The sequence below is a fragment of the Streptomyces sp. NPDC050546 genome, assembly GCF_044457425.1.
GTDB lineage: Bacteria > Actinomycetota > Actinomycetes > Streptomycetales > Streptomycetaceae > Streptomyces.
In genome coordinates this window covers 55,424-75,145 of sequence record NZ_JBITGX010000004.1, presented here as the reverse complement: position 1 = coordinate 75,145, position 19,722 = coordinate 55,424, and the positions used below count along the sequence as shown (strand labels likewise).

At 70.8% G+C, this 19,722-nt stretch carries 23 protein-coding genes; 14 read left to right on the top strand and 9 right to left on the bottom strand.

Translation table 11 applies throughout. From position 1 onward, the window contains the following. The first annotated feature begins 21 nt into the window (after nucleotides 1-21). A complete protein-coding gene (locus ACIBK5_RS11265; RefSeq protein WP_399018469.1) occupies nucleotides 22-207 on the top strand; it encodes a helix-turn-helix domain-containing protein in 186 nt (61 codons plus the stop codon). 173 nt (nucleotides 208-380) lie between these two features. Here the strand turns inward: ACIBK5_RS11265 and ACIBK5_RS11260 are convergent, their stop codons facing one another. Continuing rightward, nucleotides 381-1,031, bottom strand: coding sequence for a TetR/AcrR family transcriptional regulator (locus ACIBK5_RS11260; RefSeq protein WP_399018466.1), 651 nt, complete (start codon nucleotides 1,029-1,031; stop codon nucleotides 381-383). 122 nt (nucleotides 1,032-1,153) lie between these two features. Here ACIBK5_RS11260 and ACIBK5_RS11255 point away from each other — a divergent pair, with 122 nt between their 5' ends. The 3 genes from ACIBK5_RS11255 (at nucleotide 1,154) to ACIBK5_RS11245 (ending at nucleotide 4,059) form a co-directional block, all read left to right on the top strand. Next, the gene (locus tag ACIBK5_RS11255; protein WP_399018464.1) at nucleotides 1,154-1,543 is read left to right on the top strand and encodes a VOC family protein; all 390 of its coding nucleotides are present in this window, start codon (nucleotides 1,154-1,156) and stop codon (nucleotides 1,541-1,543) included. Between the two features lie 48 nt (nucleotides 1,544-1,591). Next, nucleotides 1,592-2,191: a dihydrofolate reductase family protein gene (locus ACIBK5_RS11250; RefSeq protein WP_399018462.1), complete on the top strand. Its 600-nt coding sequence runs from the start codon at nucleotides 1,592-1,594 to the stop codon at nucleotides 2,189-2,191. Nucleotides 2,192-2,328: 137 nt separating this feature from the next. Further along, the gene (locus ACIBK5_RS11245) at nucleotides 2,329-4,059 is read left to right on the top strand and encodes a GAF domain-containing protein (protein WP_399019174.1); all 1,731 of its coding nucleotides are present in this window, start codon (nucleotides 2,329-2,331) and stop codon (nucleotides 4,057-4,059) included. A 121-nt stretch (nucleotides 4,060-4,180) separates the two neighbouring features. Here the strand turns inward: ACIBK5_RS11245 and ACIBK5_RS11240 are convergent, their stop codons facing one another. Then, nucleotides 4,181-4,882: a response regulator gene (locus ACIBK5_RS11240; RefSeq protein WP_399018460.1), complete on the bottom strand. Its 702-nt coding sequence runs from the start codon at nucleotides 4,880-4,882 to the stop codon at nucleotides 4,181-4,183. Nucleotides 4,883-5,126: 244 nt separating this feature from the next. On the opposite strand from ACIBK5_RS11240, the gene ACIBK5_RS11235 reads away from it, so the two are divergent. Together ACIBK5_RS11235 and ACIBK5_RS11230 are read left to right on the top strand one after the other, a co-directional pair. After that, nucleotides 5,127-6,032, top strand: coding sequence for a universal stress protein (locus tag ACIBK5_RS11235; RefSeq protein ID WP_399018458.1), 906 nt, complete (start codon nucleotides 5,127-5,129; stop codon nucleotides 6,030-6,032). 77 nt (nucleotides 6,033-6,109) lie between these two features. Beyond that, nucleotides 6,110-6,604: a flavodoxin domain-containing protein gene (locus ACIBK5_RS11230; RefSeq protein WP_399018457.1), complete on the top strand. Its 495-nt coding sequence runs from the start codon at nucleotides 6,110-6,112 to the stop codon at nucleotides 6,602-6,604. Here ACIBK5_RS11230 and ACIBK5_RS11225 read toward each other — a convergent pair. Beyond that, the gene (locus ACIBK5_RS11225) at nucleotides 6,586-7,014 is read right to left on the bottom strand and encodes an STAS domain-containing protein (protein ID WP_399018456.1); all 429 of its coding nucleotides are present in this window, start codon (nucleotides 7,012-7,014) and stop codon (nucleotides 6,586-6,588) included. The two genes, ACIBK5_RS11230 and ACIBK5_RS11225, sit on opposite strands and share 19 nt — an antisense overlap. A 133-nt stretch (nucleotides 7,015-7,147) precedes the next feature. Between ACIBK5_RS11225 and ACIBK5_RS11220 the strand changes: the two genes are divergently transcribed. After that, nucleotides 7,148-8,221 carry a zinc-dependent alcohol dehydrogenase family protein gene (locus tag ACIBK5_RS11220; RefSeq protein ID WP_399018454.1) on the top strand — a complete coding sequence of 358 codons (1,074 nt, stop codon included), beginning with the start codon at nucleotides 7,148-7,150 and terminating at the stop codon, nucleotides 8,219-8,221. Nucleotides 8,222-8,258: 37 nt separating this feature from the next. After that, on the top strand, nucleotides 8,259-8,933 hold the full coding sequence (locus ACIBK5_RS11215; RefSeq protein WP_399018452.1) for a helix-turn-helix domain-containing protein: 675 nt from the start codon (nucleotides 8,259-8,261) through the stop codon (nucleotides 8,931-8,933). 59 nt (nucleotides 8,934-8,992) lie between these two features. On the opposite strand, the gene ACIBK5_RS11210 is transcribed toward ACIBK5_RS11215, so the two are convergent. Then, nucleotides 8,993-9,658, bottom strand: a complete 666-nt coding sequence (locus ACIBK5_RS11210) for a CBS domain-containing protein (protein ID WP_399018450.1) — start codon at nucleotides 9,656-9,658, stop codon at nucleotides 8,993-8,995. Between the two features lie 64 nt (nucleotides 9,659-9,722). Continuing rightward, nucleotides 9,723-10,181: a cyclic nucleotide-binding domain-containing protein gene (locus tag ACIBK5_RS11205; protein ID WP_399018448.1), complete on the bottom strand. Its 459-nt coding sequence runs from the start codon at nucleotides 10,179-10,181 to the stop codon at nucleotides 9,723-9,725. Between the two features lie 225 nt (nucleotides 10,182-10,406). Here ACIBK5_RS11205 and ACIBK5_RS11200 point away from each other — a divergent pair, with 225 nt between their 5' ends. Together ACIBK5_RS11200 and ACIBK5_RS11195 are read left to right on the top strand one after the other, a co-directional pair. Continuing rightward, a complete protein-coding gene (locus tag ACIBK5_RS11200; RefSeq protein ID WP_399019172.1) occupies nucleotides 10,407-11,282 on the top strand; it encodes a universal stress protein in 876 nt (291 codons plus the stop codon). 92 nt (nucleotides 11,283-11,374) lie between these two features. Further along, nucleotides 11,375-13,759, top strand: a complete 2,385-nt coding sequence (locus ACIBK5_RS11195) for a glycoside hydrolase family 65 protein (protein ID WP_399018446.1) — start codon at nucleotides 11,375-11,377, stop codon at nucleotides 13,757-13,759. Between the two features lie 20 nt (nucleotides 13,760-13,779). Here the strand turns inward: ACIBK5_RS11195 and ACIBK5_RS11190 are convergent, their stop codons facing one another. After that, complete coding sequence (locus tag ACIBK5_RS11190) at nucleotides 13,780-14,274, bottom strand: hemerythrin domain-containing protein (protein WP_399018444.1); 495 nt, start codon at nucleotides 14,272-14,274, stop codon at nucleotides 13,780-13,782. Nucleotides 14,275-14,510: 236 nt separating this feature from the next. On the opposite strand from ACIBK5_RS11190, the gene ACIBK5_RS11185 reads away from it, so the two are divergent. Genes ACIBK5_RS11185 through ACIBK5_RS11170 form a run of 4 tightly spaced genes read left to right on the top strand, consistent with a single transcriptional unit; the run spans nucleotide 14,511 to nucleotide 17,929 of the window. Beyond that, nucleotides 14,511-15,809, top strand: a complete 1,299-nt coding sequence (locus ACIBK5_RS11185) for a hypothetical protein (protein WP_399018442.1) — start codon at nucleotides 14,511-14,513, stop codon at nucleotides 15,807-15,809. Between the two features lies 1 nt (nucleotide 15,810). After that, a complete protein-coding gene (locus ACIBK5_RS11180) occupies nucleotides 15,811-16,158 on the top strand; it encodes a carboxymuconolactone decarboxylase family protein (RefSeq protein ID WP_399018440.1) in 348 nt (115 codons plus the stop codon). Further along, nucleotides 16,158-16,577 (top strand): SHOCT domain-containing protein, encoded by a 420-nt coding sequence (locus ACIBK5_RS11175; protein WP_399018438.1) that lies wholly within the window; start codon nucleotides 16,158-16,160, stop codon nucleotides 16,575-16,577. The genes ACIBK5_RS11180 and ACIBK5_RS11175 overlap by 1 nt, the downstream gene beginning before the upstream one ends. A 26-nt stretch (nucleotides 16,578-16,603) precedes the next feature. Continuing rightward, on the top strand, nucleotides 16,604-17,929 hold the full coding sequence (locus ACIBK5_RS11170; RefSeq protein ID WP_399018436.1) for a cation:proton antiporter: 1,326 nt from the start codon (nucleotides 16,604-16,606) through the stop codon (nucleotides 17,927-17,929). Between the two features lie 22 nt (nucleotides 17,930-17,951). Here ACIBK5_RS11170 and ACIBK5_RS11165 read toward each other — a convergent pair whose 3' ends face one another. The 3 genes from ACIBK5_RS11165 to ACIBK5_RS11155 all read right to left on the bottom strand — a co-directional run bounded on the left by ACIBK5_RS11165 (nucleotide 17,952) and on the right by ACIBK5_RS11155 (nucleotide 19,686). Beyond that, entirely contained in the window at nucleotides 17,952-18,410 is a 459-nt protein-coding gene (locus ACIBK5_RS11165; RefSeq protein ID WP_399018434.1) for a VOC family protein, read from the bottom strand. 76 nt (nucleotides 18,411-18,486) lie between these two features. After that, nucleotides 18,487-19,388 (bottom strand): IS5 family transposase gene (locus tag ACIBK5_RS11160; RefSeq protein ID WP_399019171.1). Its coding sequence is split into 2 segments (ribosomal slippage): nucleotides 18,487-19,028 and nucleotides 19,028-19,388, totalling 903 coding nucleotides; the frame shifts between segments, so codons are not numbered across the junction. A 61-nt stretch (nucleotides 19,389-19,449) separates the two neighbouring features. Beyond that, nucleotides 19,450-19,686: a hypothetical protein gene (locus ACIBK5_RS11155; RefSeq protein ID WP_399018432.1), complete on the bottom strand. Its 237-nt coding sequence runs from the start codon at nucleotides 19,684-19,686 to the stop codon at nucleotides 19,450-19,452. Between the last annotated feature and the right edge of the window lie 36 nt (nucleotides 19,687-19,722).

Below are 19,722 nucleotides of genomic sequence, written 5' to 3'. Positions count from 1 at the left end.
AGAACAGCAGCCCTCACCGACATGACCTCACCCTCCTCAAGCGTCCAGGAAGCCCGCAAGGCACTCGGACAACGCCTCGCCGAGATCCGTAAAGCGGCCGGACTCACCAAGCGGGCCCTGGCCCAGACCCTGGGTTGGCACGAGTCGAAGGCTTCGCGCTTCGAGAGCGGCACCCACGCTCCCTTGGAGCGCGACCTTCGCGAGTGACGCCGCGCGATCGCCGATGAGGGCGGCGGAGGCGGGTCCGGTCCAGTCGCCGTACCCGAGCAACTCGCGGGCGGCGGGACGGCGACGACGTCCCCGAGCGTCCCAGCCCCCTCCGCTTCCGACGCCCGAGACCGGGCAGACCGCCTCGACCAGCGCCGGCTCGTACGGCCCCCTCAGGCGATCGCGTAGTCATGGAGCGCCGGTTCGAGGAGGTCGAAGGCCTGCGGGGCTTCCTTCGCGATGGTCTTGGCGACGTCGTCGTTGGTGTGGCCGGCCAGGGTCAGGTCCTGGATGCGCTGGAACAGGACGCGGTGCGTGGCGCCGAGGAGCGCGGCGGCGGTACGGACGGTGATGTCGTCCGGCTGTGCGCCTACGGTCTCGGCGAGGGCCTCGGCCAGCGCCTGCTCGCGCTGGTCGTGCAGGTTGCGCAGGCACGCCGACAAGGTGGGGCTGTCGGTGATCATGCGGGAGAAGTCCGGGCCGGCGAATCCGGCGACCGGGTCCTGCGCCGCGACGGCCGCCTCGAAAGCACGGCGCAGCGCCGCGAGGGCGGACTCCCCGGGGCGGCGGGACGTCACGACGCGCGCCAGCGCGGCGCTGAACTCGTCCTGGTGGTCCAGGGCCAAGTCCTCCTTGCGCGCGAAGTAGTTGGTCACCGTCTTCTTCGCGACGCGGGAGGCCGCCGCGATCTCGGCGATGGTCGTGTTCTCGAAGCCCTGCTCGATGAAGAGCCGTGTCGCATGGTCGGAGATCAGCTGTCGCGTTTCCTGCTTCTTCGCCTCCCGCAGGCCCAGCGGGGCGGCGGTGTTCGTCCTCGTCTCCATGAGCAAATCTTACCTCGGTAGTAAAAATATGTTTACAGCGGCGATCGCATGGGAGTAATGTTACTACCGACGTAAGATCAGTGAACCTCTCGAGCTCTCGCCGCCTGGAAAGGGAACCCCACTTGCGGATCACCGCCTCCACCGTCTCCCTCACGGTCGAAGACATCGCGGCCTCCCGCGGCTTCTTCACCGAGCACCTCGGCTACCGGGAACAGGCCGCGGCCGAAGGATTCGTCTCCCTCACGCGTGACGATGCCGCCGTCGACATCGTCCTGCTCCGGCGGGGCATCGATGTCCTGCCGCCCGAGCAGCGCGACCGGCACGCCGGCGGACTGATCCTCGCCTTCACCGTCACCGGCCTCGAAGCCGAGGAGAAGCGGCTGCGTTCCGAAGGCGTCGACATCACGATGCCCCTGCGCGAAGAGCCATGGGGAGAACGCCTGTTCCAGGTCACCGACCCCAACGGGGTCGTCGTCCAGCTCGTCGAGTGGGTCACAGCGGACCACTCCTGATCGCCCGATCCCCCGCCCCTCACGCAGACCCGACAGAGAGAGCACCGCATGCGAAAGCTCGTGTACTACATCGCCACCACGCTGGACGGTTTCATCGCGGGTCCGGACGGCGCCGACCCCACGGGCCCGGACGGCTTCTGGCCGATCCCCGAGGACTACATCCGGCACCTCGTGACGGAGTACCCGGAGACCTTGCCCGTCCAGGCCCGGGCGGCGCTGTCGGTCACCGCGCAAGGCACGCACTTTGACACCGTGCTGGAAGGACGGCGCAGCTACGAGATCGGGCTCAAGGCCGGCATCACCGATGCCTACCCCCACCTACGTCACCTGGTCTTCTCCCGGACCCTCACCGAGAGCCCGGACCCGGCCGTCGAACTGGTCGCCGGTGACCCTGTGGACAAGGTGCGGCAGTTGAAGCGGGAGAACGGCAAGGACATCTGGCTGATGGGCGGCGCGGAACTGGCCGGTTCCCTGTACGGCGAGATCGACCAGCTGATCTTCAAGATGGCACCGCTGACCATCGGCGCCGGAATCCCGGTCTTCTCCCACAAGGCCGCCTTCGATCCGCGCGGCTGGGAGCTCACCGGCCACACCGTGCTCGACAGCGGCGCGGCCTTCCTCACCTACGCGCGTGCCACCGAGGACTGAAGTCGTCCGTCAGCACCCGGCCGCGTGGCTGCGAGGACACCTCCGTAGCGCCCTCCCCACCAGGGCGCCACGCACTATCGTGAGGGAAGGAAGGCGCCTGATCCGGGTGCGTCCGCGTGAGCCGGTCGGAGGCGACGATGAGCGGGGAACGGCCCGGTCGATCCGAACAGCACCTGCCCAAGCTGCGGCTGGACGAACTGCTGGACGAGTTGCAGGCACGGATCGACGCGGCGCGGGGTGCCCAGGACCGTGTGCACAGCCTGCTGGAGGCGGTGCTGTCGGTCGGCCGGGAGCTGGATCTCGCCCAGGTGCTCCGGCGTATCGTCGAGGCGGCCGTGGTGCTCGTGGACGCCGAGTACGGGGCCCTGGGCGTCATCGGCGACGACCGTATGCTCTCCGAGTTCCACACCGTCGGCATCAGCGACGAACAGCGGGCCCGGATCGGGGCCCTGCCCAGCGGGCACGGCATCCTGGGCGAGCTGATCCGGCACCCCGAGCCGCTGCGGCTGACGGAGATCTCGGAGCACTCGGCCTCGTACGGCTTCCCGCCGCATCATCCGCCGATGCACTCCTTCCTGGGTGTGCCCATCCGGGTGCGTGACCAGGTGTTCGGCAACCTCTACCTCACGGAGAAGCGCAGCGCGGAGGAGTTCGACGCCGAGGACGAGTCGGTGCTCGCCACCCTCGCGGTGGCGGCGGGTGTGGCCATCGAGAACGCTCGCCTGTTCGAGGAGACGCGGCTGCGTGAGCGTTGGGTGGGGGCGAGTTCCGAGGTCACGCGGGCCCTGCTGTCGGGCGCTCCGAGCACGGACGTCCTCGAACTGATCGTGGAGCAGGCGCGTCAGATCGCCGACGCCGATGCCGGGATGATCGCCGAGCGGGTGCCCGAGGAGGCCGCGCTGCGGCCGTTGCTCGCCGTCGGGCTGGACGCCGAGCGGCGCAGCGGTCTGGTGATGTCCGGCACGGACGGCTTCGTGGCGGCCGTCCTCACCACGGCGGAACCCGCGGTGAGCGCCGACATCCAGGAGGACGCGCGGACCAGCGGGGACGCGGCGCAGTGGGTCGGGCTCGGGCCCGTGGTCGGTGTTCCGCTGGAGGCCGGGGGCAAGGCCGGCGGTGTGTTGCTGCTGGGGCGCGCGGTGGGGCGTACGCCGTTCACGGACGCCGATACGCGCCCCCTGCTCGGGTTCGCCGGGCAGGCGGCGCTGGCTCTGGAACTGGCCGAGCGGCGCCGGGACGCCGAGCAGATCACGCTGCTGCGGGACCGCGACCGGATCGCCCGCGACCTGCACGATCTCGCCATCCAGCGACTGTTCGCGGCCGGGATGACGCTGCAGAGCACCCAGCGTTTCATCGACCATCCGGAGGCTGTGGAGAGGTTGTCGCGGACCGTGGACGACCTGGACGAGACCATCAAGATCATTCGGTCCACGATCTTCGGGTTGCGGACGCACGGCGGGGCGAGGGAAGGCAGCGGTCTGCGCGGCCGGGTGTCGGACGCGGTGACGGCGGCGGCCTCGTCTCTGGGCTTCGCTCCCGCGGTGCGGATCGAAGGGCTGGTGGACACGGATGTCCCGGGCGAGGTCGCCGATCACACGCTCGCGGTGCTGGGCGAGGCGCTGAGCAACGCGGCCCGGCACGCCGGGGCCCGTTCCGTGGACGTGCACCTGAGCTGCGCGAAGGGCGAGTTGACGCTCACGGTGACCGACGACGGCCGTGGCATACCGGAGGGTGTCGCACGCAGCGGACTGAAGAACATGGAGGAGCGCGCGCTGGCTCTCGGCGGCGATCTCCGCCTCGGTGAGCGCCCGGAGGGCGGCGGCACGCGGGTGGTGTGGCGGGTGCCGACGCGGCCGTCCCGAGGGTGACCGCGACTGGCCGGCGGCCCGGTTCAGGGTGACTGCGGCTGGCCGGCGGCCCGGTTCAGGGTGACTGCGGCTGGCCGGCGGACCCGGTTCAGGGTGGCCGCAGCTCGCCGACGGCCCCGGCTCAGTGGGACGGGTGCTGGCTCGTTCCGGGGTGTTCCCACTGCGATGCGAGGACCGCTGCCTGGACCCGTCGTTGGACGCCGAGTTTGGCCAGGAGACGGGAGATGTGGTTCTTGACGGTCTTCTCGGAGAGGTAGAGCTTCCCGCCGATCTCGCGGTTGGTGAGCCCGTCGCCGATCAGGGCGAGGATCTCCCGCTCGCGCGGCGACAGGCCGGCCAGCTCGGGGGCGACGGCCGGTTCCTCGGACGGGTCGGCGCGCAGCGAGCGCATCAGCCGGGCCGTGGTCTCCGGGTCCAGCATGGACCGCCCGGAGGCGACCGTGCGTACCGCCGAGATCAGGTCGGAGCCCTTGATCTGCTTGAGGACATAGCCGGACGCCCCGGCCATGATCGCGTCGAGCAGGGCCTCCTCGTCGTCGAACGAGGTCAGCATCAGACAGGCCAGCCCCGGCATCCGGCTGCGCAGTTCGCGGCAGACGGTGATGCCGTCGCCGTCCGGCAGGCGTACGTCGAGGACGGCGACGTCGGGGCGGAGCGCCGGGCCCCGGGCGAGCGCGTGCTCGACGTTCTCGGCGTCCCCGACCACCGAGATGCCGGGCTCGGCGTCCAGCAGGTCGGCCAGGCCGCGCCGCACGACCTCGTGGTCGTCGAGCAGGAAGACCCGGATCGGGTGCTCCTCGGTGAAGGTGCGCGGCTCGGTCATCTCGACCCCTCGTCGGCCGGAGGGCGGAGCGAACCGCCCGTGACAACGATCATTACGTGCGGTGGCCGGACACGCTAGGGCCGACCGGCCCAAGGCATGTCAGGGGCGGAGTACCACCGCGCCCGCCTGTTCGACCCCGCGGCAGGGCCCTTCGGCCCCGGCGGGGGACCTGTGACCCCTCCACCGCGACGGCCGGCAGGGGCGACACTCGAATCGAGAGCTTCTTACTCCGGAGGTGGAGACCATGCACCGCACCATCACCGTGGGTCTGGACGGCTCGCCCGAGAGCCGCGCCGCCGCCGAGTGGGCTGCCCGTGAGGCGGCACAGCGACAGCTGCCGTTGAAGCTCCTTCATGTGTGGGAGCCGGCGCCGGAGCCCATCGAGCAGGCCCCTCAGCTGGGTGTCGAGACCCAGCGGGACTGGGGCGAGAAGATTCCCCGCGAAACCGCCGAAGGTCTCGGTCTGCGTCATCCCGGCGTCGAGGTGATCTCCGAGCACCTGACCGGCCACCCCGGCAGCGTGCTGAGCGAAGCCGCCGAGGACGCCGAACTGCTCGTCCTGGGCTCGCGGGGGCTGGGCGGCATCGGCGGGTTCCTGGTGGGTTCGGTCGGCCTGGCCGTGGTGGCGCGTGCCGAGCGTCCCGTGGTCCTGATCCGGGCCGGCGAGCAGGCGGCCGACGAGCACGAGAGGGACGCGGCGGGCATTCCGTCGGCCGCCACGCGGTACCGGCCGGTCGTGCTCGGCGTCGACACCGGCCACCTCGACGCGACGGTGATCGACTTCGCCTTCGACGCGGCCGCCCGGCGCGGGACCTACCTGCGGGCCGTGCACGGCTGGCATCTGCCGCTGTGGTTCGTCTACGGCGGAGCCGGCGACGTGTACCGGTACGACCATGTCGTCCGCTCGCACTCCGGCGCGCTCACCGACGCGTTGCGGCTGTGGAGGGAGAAGTATCCGTCCGTCGAGGTGGTCGAGGTGTCCCGCTCGGGCGGCGCGGCGGCTCACCTGATCGAGGCCTCTCGCCAGGCGTCACTGGTCGTCGTGGGACGGCGGGTTCGCCACAGCCCGTTCGGGACGCACATCGGTCCGGTCACACACGCGGTGTTGCACCATGCCGTCGCCCCGGTCGTCGTCGTACCGCACGGCTGACGCGACGAATCAGCCCGCCGTCCCCGAGCGTGCGGCCGGCGACCGGCCGCGCGAACTGTGAGAGGAGGCGGACCATCATGGTGAAGAACGTGCTGGTCGCCTACGGAACGACGAACGGCTCCACGGCGGAGATCGCCGAGACCGTCGCGGAGGTTCTGCGCCAGAACGGACTGACGGCCGAGGCGCGTCCCGCCCCGGCCGTGGCGTCCACGGAGTCGTACGACGCTGTCGTGGTCGGCGGCGGGCTGTACGCCGGCCACTGGCACAAGGACGCCCGCCGCTTCGTCCGGCGTCATGGCAGGGCCCTGGCCGAACGCCCCCTGTGGTTCTTCAGCAGCGGCCCGCTCGACCCCTCGGCCTCGGAGCGGGACATCCCACCCGTGCCCGGCGTGAAGAAGGCCATGGTGCGGCTCGACGCCAGGGAGCACGTCACTTTCGGGGGCTGCCTGGAGGAGGGCGCGAAGGGCTGGGTCGCGCGGATGATCCTCCGTAACGGGAAGGGCGGGGACTTCCGCGACTTCGAGCGGATCGAGGCGTGGGCGGGGCGGATCGGTCACGAGCTGGCGAGTTGACTCCCGCGTGACTGCCCGTCCGGCCGTGACTGCCCGTCCGGCCCCGAAGTCTCCGGGCGTTCGTCTCCCGGAGGCAGGCGGGGAAGCACCTCGAAGGCGTCCGCCAGCCCCGTGTGCCGCAGAACGCGCCGGAAGCCGGCGCTGTCGGCGACCAGGCGCAGCCTGCCGTGCCGGGTCAGCACGCGGTTCCGCGCCCGGCACAGGATCCCGAGCCCGGCGCAGTCGATGAAGGCCACCGGACGCAGGTCCAGCACCAGGTCGGGACGAGGGCCGGCGGTCAGCGCGTCGAGGCGCGCCGCCAGGCCCGGTGCCGTGCGCACGTCCAGCTCGCCGCGCAGCGTCACGACGGTGCGTTCGCCGACCGTGCGCTCCGCGGGAGGCGGCGCGGACCCGACGGGGTTCTCGGACATGGTCCGAGCAAAGCGCGGAAGGTCGGATCCGCGATAGGGCCGACCGGCCCAAGCGCCTCCCGCCGGCCCCGCGCCAAGCTTGAATCGCGGTGCGTCACCGGCATCGCGCCCGCACCGGAAAGGTGGGAGTGCCATGAAGGGCTACGTCTTCCACGGCCCCGGACAGTCCGCCTGGGAGGACGTCCCGGACCCCGGCGTCAAGGAGCCGACCGACGTCATCGTGCGGGTGGACGCCGTCACCATCTGCGGAACGGACCTGCACATCCTCAAGGGCGACGTTCCCGAGGTACGCCCGGGCACGGTGCTGGGGCACGAGGCGGTCGGTGAGGTCGTCGACATCGGCGGTGACGTGCGCACCGTGGCGCCGGGGGACCGGGTCCTGGTCTCCTGCATCACCGCCTGCGGCCGCTGCCGCTACTGCCGTGAGAGCGTGTACGGCCAGTGCCGGGGCGGCGGGGGCTGGATCCTGGGCCACCTGATCGACGGCACCCAGGCCGAGTACGTCCGCGTGCCGTACGCCGACCTGTCCGTGCACCCCCTGCCCAGTGCCCTGGACAGCAAGGACGCCGTGCTGCTCGCCGACATCTTCCCGACCGGGTACGAGGTGGGCGTGCTCAACGGGCACGTCCGGCCCGGGGACACCGTCGCCGTCGTGGGAGCCGGCCCCGTAGGGCTCGCCGTCATCGCGACCGCCCGGCTGTTCGCTCCGGAGCGGATCGTCGCCGTGGATCTGGCCGCCGCGCGGCTGGAGGCGGCCAAGCGGCTCGGTGCGGACGCGGTGGCGGACGCCCGGGAAGGGCCCGAGCTGCTGGTCTCGGACCTCACCGACGGACTGGGCGCCGATGTGGTCGTGGAGGCCGTGGGCGTCCCGGAGACGTTCGAGCTCTGCACGCGCATGGTGCGGCCGGGCGGGCGCGTGGCCAACGTCGGCGTGCACGGGACGCCCGCGACCCTGCACCTGGAAGACCTGTGGATCAAGAACGTCACCATCACCACGGGCCTGGTGGACACGTACTCCACCCCCACGCTGCTCCGGATGGCCGCCACCGGCCGGTTGCCCACCGGGCAGTTGGTCACGCACAGCTTCCCGCAGGCCCGCATGGAGGAGGCGTACGACGTCTTCGGCCGGGCCGCGGACACCGGTGCGCTCAAGGTCGTGCTGGGCGAGGAGGGGCACGAGGAGATCGTCCCCCTGAGGGCGGCCTGACGCAGGGAGACCTGACGTAGGAGAGAGGTGAAGGGCCATGACCGACCAGGCCTCGTCGCACGCCGTCGCGGGGCACCCGATGGGAGATCTCGGGCGGCGGATCACTCAGCGCCGTACGGAACTCGGCCTGACCCGGCAGGAGACGGCCACGCGGGCGGGCATCGCTCCGGCCTACCTCCAGTACCTGGAGGAGCGGCCGACCGCCGACCCGGGCGCGGGCACCCTGCTCCGGCTGGCAGGAGCGCTGAAGACCACGGTGTGGCATCTGACCGGCGGAGACATCGACCTGCCGCCCGGCCTCGGCCGGGCTTCCCGTACGCCCCGGTTCACGGAGCTGACCGAGGCGGAGTGCCGCTCCCTGCTCTCGACGCACGGTGTGGGACGTCTCGCCGTGGCCACGGCCTCCGGACCGGTTGTCGTGCCGGTCAACTACAGCGTCGTCGAGGGGGAGATCGTGTTCCGCACCGATCCGGGGTCGGCACCGGCGGAAGCGGCCGGCCATCGGGTCGCCTTCGAGGTCGACCGCATCGACGAGGCGTTCAGCGAGGGCTGGAGCGTATTGGTACGCGGCCCCGCCAGGGCTGTGACGGATCCGGACGAGGCGGCCCGTCTCGAGAAGGAGGCGTTCAGCGCGCCATGGGCCGGTGGCCGGCGCGAGCTGTGGCTGTGCGTCGAGCCCGTCGGCGTCACCGGGCGCCGGATCACGGTCTGACACTTCACCGGATCACGGTCCGACGGTTCACTGCGCCCGGCACTTCACCGTGGCTCGCGTCACCGTGGCTCGCGCAGAACGGACGCCCCGAGGAGGTGGCACTCGACGTCCACCACGCCCTCGACGGAGCGGACCAGCCGGGCCGCGACGGGCACGAGGGAGGTGTCCCGGATGCGGCCGGTGAGGGTGACGACTCCGTCCCGCACGTCCACGCGCACGGGCTCGACGGGGGCGGGGAAGAGGGAGGTCACGATCTCGCGGCGGATCTCCTCGGCGAGTTCCTCGTCGGACCGCAGGAAGACCTTGAGCAGGTCCGCGCGGCTGACGATGCCCTCGAGGACGCCCTGCCCGTCGACGACCGGCAGCCGCTTGACCCCGCGCTGGGCCATGATGCGTGCCGCCTGGGCGAGTGTGGCGCCGGAGTGGACGCTCACGGCCGGGGAGCTCATCAGCTCGTCCGCCGTCAACGCGCCCGCCTTGGCCAGGTCGGACAGCCGGCGCCGCTGCGTGTAGCGGTCCGGGTCGCTGTCGCGAAACTCCTCCTTGGGCAGCAGGTCGGCCTCGGAGACGACCCCGATCACCCGGCCGTCGCCCTCCAGGACGGGTACCGCGCTGACCTTCCACTGCCCCATGAGCTCGACGATGTCCTTGAACAGGGCCTCACGGCCGATCGCCACGACGGTGTGCGTCATGACGTCGCTGACGATGTGCGGGCTGCCGTGCATGGTCGCTCTCCTCGGGATGGTCAGGGGCGGCGGACGGCGGGGGTGTTCGGCAGGGCGTGACCGCTCATGCCGGACTCCCGCTGCCGTAGGGGGCGTACAGATCGAGCAACCGGATGCGCGATGCCTGGAGCCGGTCGGCGACCACACGGCCGAGCAAGACGGCGATCGTGCGGCCGAACTCGGCGTCCTGGGCGCACATCGCCCGTACGGGCTCCGCGTCGAACTCGAAGGCCCGCACCGGGCTCATCGCCTCTCCGCCCAGGTGCCACACGTGCGGCGGGAAGTGCCACGACCAGCCGACCAGTTCGCCCTGCCCCAGCGACTCGACGACAGCGGCCCGCCGGCCCGGGACATGGAGGTCGAGCACGACGGTCCCCGTCCGCACGATCCAGAACCGGTCGGCACGCCGACCTTCCTCGAACAGACGTTCACTCGCGTCGAAGGACACCTCGTGGGCGAGGCGCATCAGCCGCTCGCGCTGCGCGGCCGGGAGGGCCACGGCCAGTCTGGTGGTGGCGGTCATCGCTCCGGCTCCCTTCCGCCGTCCTGCGGGGGTCTTCTGATTACAGGGTGTGCCGGGCGGCCAGCGGTGCACCACGGGTCGCCCGGACCCTACCGGGGGCCGTCAGGCCCTGGGGCCGAGCGGGCCCGGCAGGGGCCGGTCAGCCCTCGTGCCCGGCCGCGATGGGTGGGACGGTGGGAGTGGGTCCATGGGCTGCCCGGCGACGAGGCGGTGGGAACGATGACGATGGAACTGCCCCTGATCGTGGGTGTCGACGGATCGGACGGCAGTCTGCCCGCGGTCGACTGGGCGGTGGACGAAGCGGCCCTGCACGGTCTTCCGTTGCGCCTGGTCCACGCCTCCCTCTGGGAGCGGTACGAGGGCACCACACCGTCGATCCGTTCGAACCGCCCGGCAGGACAGGTGCCGGCCGACCACATCGTCGCCTCCGCCGCGGAGCGTGCCGGGCGGCGCAACCCCGACGTGAAGGTGTCCACCGACGTCCTCCCTGCCGAAGCGGCGGACTCGCTCCTGCACGAGGGCAACAACGCCACCGCCCTGATCACCGGGTCGCGAGGCCGCGGCGGACTGAAGGGACTGCTGCTCGGCTCCGTGGGCCTGGCCGTCGCGGCCCGCGCCCACTGTCCGGTGATCGTGGTACGGGGCGACAAGGCCGGACTGGCCGGTACCCACGAGCGGATCCTCCTCGGCGTCGGAGGCCCCGCGACGAGCGGGGAAGCCGTCCGGTTCGCCTTCCGTGAGGCCGAGGCCCGAGGGTGCGCGCTCGAAGCCGTCCGGGCCTGGCGCTGCCCCGCACACCAGGCCGACGACACGGCCGCGCTCGCCGAGGCACCCGACCGGTATCACGAGGAGCGGGCCCGCGGCGAGCTCGATGAACTGCTCCGTGACGCGGTGGCCGAACACCCGGGCGTCCGGGTGCGCCGTACGACGCCGGAGGGACCCGCCCGCAAGGTGCTGGTGCACCTGTCGGCCGCGGCCGACCTCGTGATCGTCGGAGCGCAGCGCCGGCAGGGCCACTTCGGGCTCCAGCTCGGCAGGGTGGCCCACACCCTGCTGCACCATGCCCAGTGCCCCGTGGCAGTCGTGCCGCAGCGGGTCTGAGCGCGCCCACGCCGAAGAGCGCGGCGGGCCCGGCGAGGGGAGAATGGGAGGGCGCCGGGCCTCGCCGCCCTTTTCGCAGAGGAGACAGCCTCGTGACGGACCGGACGCGGGAGCACGACGGGACCTGGGAATACGAGGGCTACCGCCCTGGGGACGAGCGGCTGAGGGAGTCGCTGTGCACCCTGGGCAACGGCTACTTCGCCACCCGCGGGGCCCTGCCCGAGTGCGCTGCGGACGACATCCACTATCCGGGCACGTACATCGCCGGCTGCTACAACCGGCTCACCTCCGAGGTCTCGGGACGCCGGGTCGAGAACGAGGACCTGGTCAACGTCCCCAACTGGCTCCCGCTGCGCTTCCGGCTCACGGACGGGGAGTGGCTCACCCCCGACACGGCGACCGTCCTGGAACACCGTCAGACCCTCCGCCTGGACTCGGGGGTGCTGGAGCGCCGCACCCGGTACGCCCTCGGTGAGGGGCGGGCGCTGTCGGTACGGCAGGAGCGGCTGGTGCACATGGCCGATCCCCACCTCGCGGCGCTGCGCACCGAGTTCACCGCCGAGGGCTTCACCGGCGACCTGGAGGTCGAGGCCGCGCTCGACGGCGGCGTCACCAACGCCGGGGTGCCGCGCTACCGGGACCTGGACGGCCGCCACCTGACCCATGTGCACACCGGTACGGCGACGCCCGGCACGGTGTGGCTGCGCTGCCGGACCCGCACCTCGGACCTCCGTATCGGCATGGCCGCCCGGCTGACGGCCAGGGCACCGGTCACGGACGCGCACGAACCGTCGCGCGCGGTGCAGCGCCTCGCGCCGGCCCTGGCACCCGGCCGCCCTGTCACCGTCGACAAGACCATCGCCCTGCACACCTCCCGCGACGCCGCGATCAGTGACCCCCGTCAGGCAACGGTGGACCGGGTGAGCGCGGCACCGGGCTTCGACGAGCTGCTGGCGGCCCACCGCACCGCCTGGAACCAGCTGTGGCGCCGGGCCGGACTCGACGTCCCCGGGGAAGCGGGTGAGATCCTGCGCCTGCACCTGTTCCACGTGCTCCAGACCCTCTCCCCGCACACCGCCGACCTGGACGTGGGCGTCTCGGCCCGCGGACTGCACGGCGAGGCCTACCGCGGGCACGTCTTCTGGGACGAGCTGTTCGTGCTGCCGTATCTGAACCTGCACTTCCCCGAGGTGTCCCGCGCCCTGCTCCGCTACCGCCACCGGCGCCTGGACCGGGCCCGCGTCGCTGCCCGGGCCATCGGCCGGCGGGGCGCGCTCTACCCGTGGCAGAGCGGCAGCGACGGACGCGAGGAGACACAGCAGCTGCACCTCAACCCGCGCTCGGGCCGCTGGCTGCCCGACCACACCCACCTTCAGCACCACGTCGGATCGGCGATCGCCTACAACGTCTGGCAGTACTGCGAGGCGAGCGGAGACGCCGAGTTCCTGCACACCAAGGGCGCCGAGATGCTGCTGCACATCGCGCGCTTCTGGGCCGACTCGGCCACCTGGGACGAGACCCTCGGACGGCACCGCATCCGGGGCGTGGTCGGCCCCGACGAGTACCACGAGGCCTACCCCGGCGCCGAGAGGCCCGGCCTGGACGACAACGCGTACACCAACGTCACGGCCGCCTGGGTACTCACCCGCGCGCTGGAGGTGCTGCGCACGCTGCCCGAACCCCGCCGCCGTGAACTCGTCGAACGCACGGCTCTGGACGACAGCGAACCGGACCACTGGGAGGACGTCTCGCGGACGCTTCACGTGCCCTTCCACGACGGAGTCATCAGCCAGTTCGAGGGCTACGGCGACCTGCCGGAACTCGACTGGGACGACTATCGCAAGCGGTACGACGACATCCGTCGCCTGGACCGGATCCTGGAGGCGGAGGGGGACACGGCCAATAACTACAAGGCGTCGAAGCAGGCCGATGTGCTCATGCTCGGCTATCTCTTCTCACCGGCCGAACTCCAGGGGCTCTTCGCACGGTTGGGCCACCCGCTTGACGAGGGAATCTGGCGGCGGACGGTCGACTACTACCTGGGCCGCACCAGTCACGGCTCCACCCTCAGCGGCCTGGTCCACGGCTGGGTCCTGGCCCGTTGCCGGCGCACGGAAGCATGGACGTTCTGCCAGGAGGCCCTGCGCGGCGACATCGCCGACCTACAGGGCGGCACCACCGGCGAGGGCATCCACCTGGGCGCCATGGCCGGCACCCTCGACCTCGTCCAGCGAGGTCTGCCGGGCCTGGAGACCCGCTCCGGAGCGCTGTGGCTGGACCCCGTTCCGCTGCCCGAGCTGTCCTCGTACGGCTTCTCCATCAGCTACCAGGGCCACTGGGGCATCAAGCTGCGGCTGACGCACGGACAACTGGAGATCGTCGTGCCGCCGTCCGACCTGATGCCGATCGACATCGAGCTGCCGGACCGTGCGGTCAGCGTCCAGCCGGGCGAGACGTGCCTGCTTTACCTTCAGTAACAGAGAGTGATACCTCCAGGTCAGCTCCTCGAAACGATACGGCGCACGTTCTCCACAGCGCCGCAGCCTTCCTTCAGCCGACGCTCCCGTTCCGCGAGGAACGCCCCGCCCAGTTCCTCCCGGCGGTCCATGGCGACGTTCTCGCGGGCTCCGTTGAGGATGGTGCGCTCTTCCTCGTCGGTGTGGTGGGTGATGGCCTTCACGAGCTCTTCCAGCTTCTCGTCCCACTCCGTGGAGCCGACCTCGTCGACCTCGAGGAGTCCGAGGAGCGCCTCGTTGCCCTCCTCGTGCTCCTCCTCGCCGTGTTCGAGCTCGTCGTCGTCGATCCTCTTGTAGCGCTTGAGGGCGGGGTACACCTTCGACTCCTCCGCCAGCGCGTGCGCGATCAGCAGACCGGCGAACTCCCGTAGTGCGGCTGCCCGGTCGGCTTCGACGCTGCGCATCCGGTGGAAGAGATCCTCCATTCTCCTGTGGTCCTGGAGGATGAGTTCGACGACGTCTCGTGTCTCGGTCATGAGTCGGGCATCACTTCCGTACGAGGGACCTTGCCGGACCCGACTACCCCCGCGCGCCGCGTTCAGCCGCGGTGCTGGCGATGCGCCCTCCATCCGCCCTGGCTAAAATCCACGAGTAGGACAAGTTCACCCAAACAGCCTCGCGGGGGAGAATCATGGATTCCTCCGATGGTTCCTCGTCTGCTGGTTCCTCGTCCGCTTCGGAAGGACGCGACCGTCCGGCCACCGGGCCCCCGTTGAGCGCCACGGAACGGGAAGAGTACGAACGGCTGCGCAAGGCGGCCTCCGTTCACCACCGGCGTCTGCGCCGCACGGCGACGTCCGTGCTGCTGGTACTGACCTTTCTCCTGGCGCCGCTGGCCGTGGTCGCCGCCTGGGTGGACTCGCAGGTCGCCGACACCGGCCGGTACGTCCAGACCGTCGCTCCGATCGCCACGGAACCCTCGGTCCAGAACACCGTGACCGACCGGCTCACCAAGCGCGTGGTCGACAACGTCGATGTCGCCGCCTTCACCGAGGCCGTCGCGCGGACGTTGCAGCGGGAAGGCGCACCGCCCCGGGTGGTCGAGGGCGCCGACGCGCTGACCGGCCCGCTGACCAGCGCGCTCAGCTCGGCCGTCCACAGGATCGTGTACCGGGTGGTGACCAGCGACCAGTTCGCCGAGGTGTGGGACGACGCCAACCGGCGGGCGCACGCCGCCGTGGTCAAGGTTCTCACCGGCGAGGGCGGCAGCGCCGTCCAGGCCGGTGACGACAGCATCGTTCTGAACATCGGCACCGTCGTCGACAACGTCAAGCAACGCCTGGTGGACGCCGGGTTCGACCAAGCCTCGAAGATCCCCGACGTCGACAAGACGATCACCCTGTTCCAGACCGACAAGCTCAACGAGGCCCAGGGCGCCATGCGTCTGCTGAACGTCCTCGGCGTCTGGCTCCCGGTCCTGGTCCTCGTCCTGGCGGCACTCGCCGTCTGGAGCGGGCCCGCGCACCGCGTCACCCTGCTGACCACGGCCATCGGCGTCGGGGTCATGATGATCGTGCTGCTCGTCGGCCTCGCCGTGATGCGCCAGATCTATCTGGACTCCGTCGCCACGACCGCCCTGCCGCAGAACACCGCGGCCGACATCTACGACATCTTCCTCCGCTTCCTCAAGAACAGCGCGGTCACGGTCCTGGTCACCGCGGTGATCACCGCGTTGGCCGCCTACCTGTACGGGCCCGGACGCGGGGCCCGGTGGATCAGACGCGCGGCGGCGGGCGGAACCGGGGCGACGGGCCGGGCCATGGCGCGCCACGGTCTGCGCACCGGGGACGTCGGTCGCCGGCTGGACGCGCACCGCAGGTGGACCACCGGCATCGCCATCGCCGGCGGAGCGCTCGCCCTGGTGCTGTGGAACTACCCCACCCCCGGGTCCGTGGCGCTCGTCCTCGGCATCGTCGTCCTTGTGCTGGTCCTCCTCGGAATCCTCGCCGCGGCCTCCGGGTCGGCGCGGCCGAGCCGTATGTCGCACCAACCACCAGGGAAAGGAGCCTGAGATGGCTGAGCAAGGGACAGGGGCGGGCGGCGTCGCCGCTCTCGCCGAGGCGAACGCGCCTGTGTTCGAGACGCTCGTCCAGATGACGCTCGACACCTTCGAGAGGTCCGGGCTGGACGAGGAGACGTATCTGCTGGCACGCATCGCGGCGCTGGTGGCCATGGACGCCTCCGCTCCCTCCTACCTCCTCAACATCGGCACCGCCGCCGACGTCGGCGTGCCGCTGGAGAAGATCCAGGGAACGCTCGTGGCGATCGCCCCCGTGGTGGGCAGCGCCCGCGTGGTGTCCGCGGCGCGCGCCATCGGCGAGGCGTTCGATCTGGACCTCCCCGGAGAGGAGGAGCGGTGATGGGCGACCACGTGAACCTGGCCTACGACTACCCGGTCCTCGGGGCCTTCTGGACGATCATGTGGATCTTCCTGTGGGTGATGTGGATCTTCCTGCTCTTCCGCGTCATCGTCGACATCTTCCGCGACGACGCGCTGAGCGGCTGGGCCAAGACGGGATGGCTGGTCTTCACCATCGTCCTCCCCTTCCTCGGCGTCTTCGTCTACGTCGTCGCCAGGGGCAGGGGCATGGGCAAGCGGGAACAGGACCACGTCAAGGCCAAGATGGACGAGACGGACCGCTACATCCGCGAGACCGTCGGCGCCACCGGCCCGGCGAGCGAGGCGGACCAGCTCGCCAAGCTCTCGGAGGTCCGGGCCCGCGGTGACATCTCCGACGAGGAGTTCCGCCAGGCGAAGGAGAAGGTCCTCCACCCGTGACCGCACGCACCGGTGGGTGAGGCACGGTGAGCGGCAGCGCGTGGGCGGGGGCGGCCGTGGCCGCCGTGACGGCGGGGTACGCCCTCTGCTCCGGGCGGCTGGCCACTACCGCCGTGTCGGCGCCGATGGTGTTCACCGGCTGCGGGATCGCCATCGGCCCGATCGGGCTCGGTCTGCTCGACCTGAAGCACGACTCGGGCCCCGTGCTCACCCTGGTCGAAGCCGCCCTGACGCTGGTCCTGTTCACCGACGCCATGTCCGTACGGGGACGGGATCTGCGCCTCGGCGGATTCCTCCCGGGCCGTCTGCTGGGCATCGGTCTGCCGTTGACCATCGGGGCCGGCTGGCTGCTGGCGTGGCCCCTGCTGCCGGGGCTGACCTTGTGGGAACTGGCACTGCTGGGTGCCGTGCTCGCGCCGACCGACGCCGCTCTCGGCAAGACCGCGGTCTCCGACCGGCGGGTTCCCCCGCTGGTGCGCGGCGGCCTGAACGTCGAGTCCGGCCTCAACGACGGTATGGCGCTGCCCTTCTTCGTGCTCTTCCTCGCGGCTCTGCCCGGAACCATGGCATCGGAGGAGGGAGCCGCCGGGGTCTTCTGGCGCGCGCTCGTGCTCAGTACGGCGTGGGGTCTGGCCGTGGGAGGGCTCGGCGGGTGGCTGGTGCGCCGGTCGCGGGCGAGGGGCTGGATCGGTGGTGACTGGCGGCAGACGTTCGTCCTGGCCGTGGCCGTGGGCGCGTACACGGTGGCCGTCGTCTTCGACGGGAGCGGCTTCATCGCGGCCTGGGTGGCGGGCTTCGCCTTCGGTGTCTCCCTGCGGCGGAGCGAACCGGCGGAGGCGCGACCAGAGGCGCAGGAGGAGGCACCGGGTGGGATACCGGGTGAGGCACCGGCCGCCGTCGATGACTCCTCCGGTCTCGCCGGGCATCTCGCCGACCTGCTCGCCTCGTTGAGCTTCCTGGTCTTCGGTGCCGTCCTGCTCGGGCCGGCGCTGGACGACCTCGACTGGCGGATCATCGTCTATGCCGTGCTGAGCCTCACCGTGGTCCGGATGCTGCCGGTCGCCCTCGCGCTGGCCAGGACCGGCCTGGCCCTTCCCACGGTCGCCTACATCGGGTGGTTCGGGCCGCGCGGCCTCGCCTCCGTCGTCTTCGGGCTCCTCCTGGTGGAGGAGCACGTCCCGGGCCTTCAGCTCCTCGGCCGGGTGATCGCCGTCACCGTCGCGCTCAGCATCCTCCTGCACGGCATGTCGGCCGTGGTCCTCGCGAAGCGGTACGGCGCCTGGTACCGCAAGGCCGCCGCCCTGCGACCGGGGCTGCGCGAGAACCTGTCCGGGGACGGACCACCGGACTAGGGCCTGTCCGGCGGATCATCGTTCAGAGGACGAGTTCCCCGGCTCGGCGGGCCACCTCGTCCGGCGTGAGGTCCTCCAGATGGGTGAGGAAGACCCAGACGTGGCCATAGGGGTCCTTCAATATGGCCGTGCGGTCGCCATGGAACTGATCGGTCGGTGGTTGCAGGAGTTCCGCACCAGCCGCGGTGGCTTGTTGCGCCAGCGCATCGACGTCATCGACGAAGACGTGCAGGCCCACAGTGGTGCCGCCGATGGCCGTCGGTGCGCTGAAGAGTGGCCCCTCGGCGTCGCCCAGCATGACGGTGGAACCGTGAATCGTGACTTCGGCGTGCACGATGCGTCCGTCGGGGCCGCCGAGGCGGAACAGCTCGGTGGCACCGAATGCTCGGGTGTAGAAGTCGATCGCGTTCGCGGCGCCATCGACCATGATGTGGGCGACGACAGCGTTGCGGTAGGTCTCGGGAATGGCGTTCGTGGTCATGGAGACTGCCTCCTTGGGGGCTCTTGCCTATGACCATGAACGTAGAAGCTGAACCATACTTGAGGTCAAGCGTGGGTCAATTGGCGGGCGATGAGGGAGCTGTGCGAAGCCACAGCCTGATCGCTGCGAGGGTGATGGTGCCGTGGAAGATGTAGGCGCGTTTGTCTGATCTCGTGGCCACGGCTCGGGAGTTCTTGAGGGCGTTGATCGTTCTCTCGACTTCGTTCCTCCTTTTGTAGATCGTCTCGTCGAAGCCGGTGGGCCGGCCGCCCCTGCTGCCTCGGCTTTGGCGGTTGGCGCGCTGGTTCTTCGGCTCGGGGATGGTGTGCTTGATCTGGCGTCGCCGCAGGTAGCGGCAGTTACGGCGGGACGAATACGCCTTGTCCCCACCGACATGGTCGGGCCGAGTACGCGGGCGTCCGCCATCGAGACGGCCCACTCGGATGCGGTCCATGACGGGGGTGAACTGCGGGGCGTCGCCCCACTGGCCCGGTGTGATCAGCAAGGCCAGGGGGCGGCGTCCGCCTTCCCCGGCGAGATGGATCTTGCAGGTCAGGCCGCCCCGAGAGCGCCCGAGTCCCTCATCGGGGCGGTGCTGCCGGGGCGTTGTTCTTTTCCCGACACCCGCGGGCGTCTCTTGCGGGCTCCGGCGGCGTGCTGGTGGGCCCGGCAGGAGGTGGAGTCCACACTCACCATCGACCAGTCGATGCGGCCCTCGGCGTCGGCGTCCGCCAGGACGGCCGCGAAGAGCCTGCCCCAGGTGCTGTCCGCCGACCAGCGTCGGTGCCTCTCGTACACGGTCTTCCACTTGCCGAAACCCGCAGGCAGATCCCGCCACGGCACACCGGTGCGGTTCCGGTACAGGATCCCGTTGATGATCCTGCGATGGCTCGCCCAACGACCGGCCCGCTTGCCGGACTTCGGCAGATGTGGCCTCAACCGGACCCATTCATCGTTCGACAGATCTCCCCGCCCCATGGACATGCCAACGAGCCCACCCCAGAACGGTCACATGATCCGCCGGACAGCCCCTAGGGATTCAGTCCCCGACGCACTTGGGGTACTTCGAGCCCCGGTTGCAGTCGTGGTAGTCGTACTTGCTCACCCTGAACTTCGTCTCGTCACCGGCCTTGGCAGGGTCGACGACCAGGTAGAACTTCTTCCCGTCCTTGACCTTCTCGGTGACCTTGCCCTCCGGGCCCTGGCCGAAGTCCTGCGCGCATCCGGCGAGTGCGAGGACGCTGACCGCCGCGAGAGCGGTGGCGAGGCGACGCATGTCGTGCTCCGATCATCGTGAAAACGCTGATCAGTG

Bases quoted from the DNA above. Each gene is read 5' to 3' on its own strand.
- ACIBK5_RS11250 (WP_399018462.1), top strand. From the start codon at position 1,592: ATGCGAAAGCTCGTGTACTACATCGCCACCACGCTGGACGGTTTCATC.
- ACIBK5_RS11180 (WP_399018440.1), top strand. From the start codon at position 15,811: ATGGCTGAGCAAGGGACAGGGGCGGGCGGCGTCGCCGCTCTCGCCGAG.
- ACIBK5_RS11165 (WP_399018434.1), bottom strand. From the start codon at position 18,410: ATGACCACGAACGCCATTCCCGAGACCTACCGCAACGCTGTCGTCGCC.
- ACIBK5_RS11235 (WP_399018458.1), top strand. From the start codon at position 5,127: ATGCACCGCACCATCACCGTGGGTCTGGACGGCTCGCCCGAGAGCCGC.
- ACIBK5_RS11200 (WP_399019172.1), top strand. From the start codon at position 10,407: ATGGAACTGCCCCTGATCGTGGGTGTCGACGGATCGGACGGCAGTCTG.
- ACIBK5_RS11220 (WP_399018454.1), top strand. From the start codon at position 7,148: ATGAAGGGCTACGTCTTCCACGGCCCCGGACAGTCCGCCTGGGAGGAC.
- ACIBK5_RS11175 (WP_399018438.1), top strand. From the start codon at position 16,158: ATGGGCGACCACGTGAACCTGGCCTACGACTACCCGGTCCTCGGGGCC.
- ACIBK5_RS11230 (WP_399018457.1), top strand. From the start codon at position 6,110: ATGGTGAAGAACGTGCTGGTCGCCTACGGAACGACGAACGGCTCCACG.
- ACIBK5_RS11155 (WP_399018432.1), bottom strand. From the start codon at position 19,686: ATGCGTCGCCTCGCCACCGCTCTCGCGGCGGTCAGCGTCCTCGCACTC.
- ACIBK5_RS11215 (WP_399018452.1), top strand. From the start codon at position 8,259: ATGACCGACCAGGCCTCGTCGCACGCCGTCGCGGGGCACCCGATGGGA.
- ACIBK5_RS11265 (WP_399018469.1), top strand. From the start codon at position 22: ATGACCTCACCCTCCTCAAGCGTCCAGGAAGCCCGCAAGGCACTCGGA.
- ACIBK5_RS11245 (WP_399019174.1), top strand. From the start codon at position 2,329: ATGAGCGGGGAACGGCCCGGTCGATCCGAACAGCACCTGCCCAAGCTG.
- ACIBK5_RS11190 (WP_399018444.1), bottom strand. From the start codon at position 14,274: ATGACCGAGACACGAGACGTCGTCGAACTCATCCTCCAGGACCACAGG.
- ACIBK5_RS11205 (WP_399018448.1), bottom strand. From the start codon at position 10,181: ATGACCGCCACCACCAGACTGGCCGTGGCCCTCCCGGCCGCGCAGCGC.
- ACIBK5_RS11260 (WP_399018466.1), bottom strand. From the start codon at position 1,031: ATGGAGACGAGGACGAACACCGCCGCCCCGCTGGGCCTGCGGGAGGCG.
- ACIBK5_RS11210 (WP_399018450.1), bottom strand. From the start codon at position 9,658: ATGCACGGCAGCCCGCACATCGTCAGCGACGTCATGACGCACACCGTC.
- ACIBK5_RS11240 (WP_399018460.1), bottom strand. From the start codon at position 4,882: ATGACCGAGCCGCGCACCTTCACCGAGGAGCACCCGATCCGGGTCTTC.
- ACIBK5_RS11225 (WP_399018456.1), bottom strand. From the start codon at position 7,014: ATGTCCGAGAACCCCGTCGGGTCCGCGCCGCCTCCCGCGGAGCGCACG.